3 protein-coding genes and 1 pseudogene are annotated in these 4650 nt (G+C 43.8%); 1 reads left to right on the forward strand and 3 read right to left on the reverse strand.

Annotated features, from left to right (window positions below; all coding sequences use genetic code 11):
• Nucleotides 1-127: 127 nt before the first annotated feature.
• Nucleotides 128-577: a nucleoside-diphosphate kinase gene (gene ndk, locus IQ229_RS13810; protein WP_194044575.1), complete on the reverse strand. Its 450-nt coding sequence runs from the start codon at nt 575-577 to the stop codon at nt 128-130.
• A gap of 286 nt (nt 578-863) precedes the next feature.
• On the opposite strand from ndk, the gene speA reads away from it, so the two are divergent.
• A complete protein-coding gene (speA, locus tag IQ229_RS13815) occupies nt 864-2879 on the forward strand; it encodes a biosynthetic arginine decarboxylase (RefSeq protein ID WP_194044579.1) in 2016 nt (671 codons plus the stop codon).
• A gap of 65 nt (nt 2880-2944) precedes the next feature.
• Here speA and IQ229_RS13820 read toward each other — a convergent pair whose 3' ends face one another.
• Both IQ229_RS13820 and IQ229_RS24030 read right to left on the reverse strand, forming a co-directional pair.
• Nucleotides 2945-4114: a sugar phosphate nucleotidyltransferase gene (locus IQ229_RS13820; RefSeq protein ID WP_194044580.1), complete on the reverse strand. Its 1170-nt coding sequence runs from the start codon at nt 4112-4114 to the stop codon at nt 2945-2947.
• 413 nt (nt 4115-4527) lie between these two features.
• Nucleotides 4528-4650 (reverse strand): annotated as a pseudogene (locus IQ229_RS24030) (segregation/condensation protein A); the annotation flags it as partial.

Genomic DNA, 4650 nt, shown 5'->3' on the forward strand with positions numbered 1-4650 from the left:
GAATAGGGAATAGGGAATAGGGAATAGGGAATAGGGAATAGGGAATAGGGAATAGGGAATAGGGAATAGGGTACAGGGTACAGATTATTCCCTGTAACCTATAACCTGTCACCTCTCCCCTAATATCTTACTCGTGCAACCACGGCGTTAAGTGTGGTTGCCAACTGACCAATTCTTCATCCTTAAACCACAGGGCAATTTCCTGTTGCGCGGTTTCTGGAGCATCAGAACCGTGGATTAAGTTACGACCAATATTTAGTCCAAAATCGCCGCGAATCGTTCCTGGCTCTGCTGTTAAGGGATTTGTCGCACCAATAATCTTTCTGGCAGATGCAATAACGCCATCGCCTTCCCATACCATCGCCACCACTGGACTAGAAGTGATAAATTCCACTAGACCACCAAAAAAGGGACGTTCTCGGTGAACACCATAGTGTTGTTCAGCCAATTCCCGACTGACTTTCAGTAACTTTAAACCAACTAGAGTAAAACCTTTGGTTTCAAAGCGGCGGATAATTTCCCCCACTAATGCCCGTTGGACTCCATCAGGCTTAATTGCTAAAAATGTACGCTCCATTGCGATCTCCCAAAGCTTAATAAAGTTTTTATCTAGTCAATTGTCAATTGTCCTTTGTCGTCCTCTGCCTTTAATCCAAGGGTTTTCCACTAATGACCAATACTTCGGCTCTGCTCGGCACGAGTCGCTCAGTACAAGTGACTAATGACGAATGACTAATGACTAATGACATACGACTCTTGACCAATCAGAGTTTATCTCAGAAATTATCCTTGGGTGCATATACGTTCCTAAATGAATGCGCTAAATTGTTAACTCGTGGGTGAAAAACAGAGGTTAGGAAGAAATGGGTGTTGAGTCAACTGCTACATCTGACGAGGTGGTACAAGTACCGTCCAATGGACAAAAAGAAGTGAAAAATCATAAACACAAAAAACTGTTACCACCGAGTCCTACCACAGGAGATTTACCTCGCTCCTGGAAAATTGAGGATAGCGAAGCCTTGTACCGGATTGAAGGATGGGGACAACCTTATTTTTCCATTAGCGCTGCTGGTCACGTTACCGTGTCACCCAAGGGCGATCGCGGGGGATCTCTTGACTTGTTTGAATTGGTCAACTCCATGAAACAGCGAAACTTGGGACTTCCCATGTTGATTCGCTTTTCCGATATTTTGGAAGACCGGATTGAGCGGTTAAACGCTTGTTTTAATAAAGCGATCGCTCGCTACAATTACCCTGGTGTCTACCGTGGCGTGTTTCCCGTCAAATGCAATCAAGAACGGCATTTGATTGAGGATTTAGTGAAATTTGGCAAACCCCATCAATTTGGTTTAGAAGCCGGTTCCAAGCCAGAATTAATGATTGCTCTAGCTGTGTTGGATACACCAGGAGCATTGTTAGTTTGCAACGGCTACAAAGACCGAGAATATATTGAAACGGCAATGCTAGCCCAAAGACTAGGGCAAACACCAATCATCGTCATAGAACAGATTGAAGAGGTTGATTTGGTGATTGATGCTAATCGCCAGTTAGGTATTAAACCGATATTAGGTGTTCGCGCTAAACTCAGTACCCAAGGTATGGGACGCTGGGGAACCTCTAGTGGCGATCGCGCTAAATTTGGTTTGACAATGCCTGAAGTCATCGAGGCTGTTGACAAGTTACGCGAAGCTAACCTGCTGGATTCTTTGCAGTTGATGCACTTCCATATCGGCTCACAAATCTCTGCCATTAATGTGATTAAAGATGCTATCCAAGAAGCCAGCCGCATTTATGTGGAATTGGCAATGCTGGGAGCAGATATGAAATACCTTGATGTTGGTGGCGGCTTGGGCGTAGATTACGATGGCTCTCAAACCAACTTCTATGCATCGAAAAATTACAATATGCAGAACTATGCCAATGACATCGTGGCAGAGTTAAAAGATACCTGTGCAGAGCGGCAGATTACCGTACCAACACTGATTAGTGAAAGTGGACGAGCGATCGCCTCCCATCAGTCGGTGCTGATTTTTGATGTTCTCAGTACTAGTGATGTTCCTCTCGACAACCCAGAACCTCCACAAGAGGGAGAATCCCCGATTATTAATTATCTTTGGGAAACTTACCAATCCATCAACAAAGAGAATTATCAAGAGTTCTACCATGACGCTGCACAATTCAAAGAAGAAGCCATCAGTCGCTTCAACTTAGGAATTTTACGTCTCAGAGAACGAGCCAAAGCCGAACGCCTCTACTGGGCTTGTTGTCAAAAAATTCTTACCATCACTAGACAGCAAGAATACGTACCCGATGAACTGGAAGACCTAGAGAAAATCATGGCTTCCATCTACTACGTGAATATGTCAGTGTTCCAATCAGCACCAGATTGCTGGGCGATCGATCAACTATTCCCGATCATGCCAATCCACCGCTTGGATGAAGAACCAATCCGCCGAGGAATTTTAGCAGACCTCACCTGCGACAGTGATGGTAAAATCGACCGCTTTATTGACCTGCGCGATGTCAAGTCGGTTTTAGAACTACACACCCATAAGCCTGGAGAACCCTATTATTTAGGAATGTTCTTGAATGGAGCTTACCAGGAAATCATGGGCAATTTGCACAACCTGTTTGGCGACACCAACGCCGTTCACATCCAATTAACCCCCAAAGGCTACCAAATTGAACACGTTGTCAAAGGTGACACCATGAGCGAAGTAGTAAGCTACGTCCAGTATGACTCCGAAGATATGGTGGAAAACATTCGCCAGCGTTGCGAGAAAGCATTAGAAGAAAAGCGCATTACCCTAGCAGAATCTCAACGACTACTGCAAACCTACGAGCAGAGTCTTAGAAGATATACGTACTTAAATAGTTAGGGTAGAGGTTACAGGGTATAGGTTACAGATTTATTCTCTGTTCCCTATACCCTATACCCTGTCCCCTAATTTACGTTCGTCCCCAACAATTCCTCTATCGCTTGTCGCTCAACAGGGGTATGTGATGGCGGTGTCTGACGGGCATCAGTAATCAGCCAGTCTAAAGCAGCGGCTTGAACATCGATCGCAGCGCCAGTTTTATCTACACAATAACGTCCAAATACTAGCTTATCGACTAACCGAACTCCAGGGCCCAGGCGCGACCATTCAAAAATGACGCTGTTTTCCACTGTTGCACCACTACATATCCAACAATTGGGGCCAATCATCGCTGGGCCAACAATTTTAGCTCCGTCTTCGATTCTCGTCATACCACCAATGTAAACGGGGCCTGTGATATCTACTTTGTCCCAATTTACGGCAACATTTAAGCCAGTGTAGATGCCGGGGGCGACTTCATGGCCAGGAATTTGCACATTTTTGATTTCACCCAGTAGTACACCGCGAATCGCCCGCCAATAGTCTGGGACTTTACCAATATCTACCCATTCAAAGTCCATAGGAATGGCGTAAAAGGGGGCTTTGATTTCTACCAATTTGGGAAACAATTGGCTACCAATGTCATATTCGACATCAGAGGGAATATAGTTAAAAACCTCTGGCTCAAAGATGTAAATACCTGTATTGATATTGGTGCTGAGGGCTTCTTCAGTTGAAGGTTTTTCTTGGAAAGCTTTGACACGTCCCTCTTCGTCAGTCACAACCACACCATAGCTAGAAACTTCTTCCTTGGGGACAGATTTAGTAATAATGGTAGCGATCGCTCCTTTGGATTTATGCCATTTAACAGCCGCAGTTAAATCCAAGTCAATTAAAGCATCACCGCACAAAACCACAAAGGTATCATCAAAAAACGGTGAGAAGTCTTGGATACGCCGCATCCCTCCAGCAGACCCTATCGCTTCGCCCACCAGTTTACCGTCGTCATCAATTTTTCCTTCAAAGGAATAGGCAATTTGCACCCCAAACCGCTGACCATCACGGAAATAGTTTTCTATTTCCTCAGCCAAATGACTAACATTGACTAGAATCTGGTCAAATCCATGATGGCGTAACAGTTCCAGTAAGAACTCCATCACTGGCTTTTGCAGGATGGGCATCATTGGCTTGGGCATAGTGTACGTAATCGGACGCACGCGAGTACCCTTGCCAGCCGCGAGAATCATCGCTTTCATAAAAATTTATTCCTCAACCACAAGCCAGTTTACTTTCATCGAGTGATACTTAATCATCAGTTTTTATTTCTGCTCTAAGTCATCCCCCACAATAGGGATAACAGGAATTTAGTGGTTATTACAACCATCGGTATACTTAGATGACAAGCGATCGCTTATCTTTTCAATTTACTCGGATTTTGGGGCTGAATCAAAAATCTATGACAATGTTAAGAAGCAGCTATGTTGAAGGCAGGAGGAAAACCCCATAAATAAATTCCTATTTTTCTAACAAGTCAGCCTGAAATCCTGATGCCCGCACTCTAGATTTAAATTGTTTTGTCTTTCCATACATAAATTTAGGGCGCTGTTACCAGTGACAGAGCGAAATTCTAGATAAATTATCTGTATAACTACAACTATTTTTGACTTTCTTAGTTCATCGGATTCTCAAAAGGTTTGCCGATATTAGCTGAATCTCTAATTAAGCGAATTTTAATTTCATGGTAAAAGTCCTCTTGAAATAGCTCTACTTTCGATTGAGCAGAGAGTAATAG

Source organism: Nostoc cf. edaphicum LEGE 07299, assembly GCF_015207245.1.
GTDB classification, from domain to species: domain Bacteria; phylum Cyanobacteriota; class Cyanobacteriia; order Cyanobacteriales; family Nostocaceae; genus Nostoc; species Nostoc edaphicum_B.

Bases quoted from the DNA above. Each gene is read 5' to 3' on its own strand.
- ndk (WP_194044575.1), bottom strand. From the start codon at position 577: ATGGAGCGTACATTTTTAGCAATTAAGCCTGATGGAGTCCAACGGGCA.
- speA (WP_194044579.1), top strand. From the start codon at position 864: ATGGGTGTTGAGTCAACTGCTACATCTGACGAGGTGGTACAAGTACCG.
- IQ229_RS13820 (WP_194044580.1), bottom strand. From the start codon at position 4,114: ATGAAAGCGATGATTCTCGCGGCTGGCAAGGGTACTCGCGTGCGTCCG.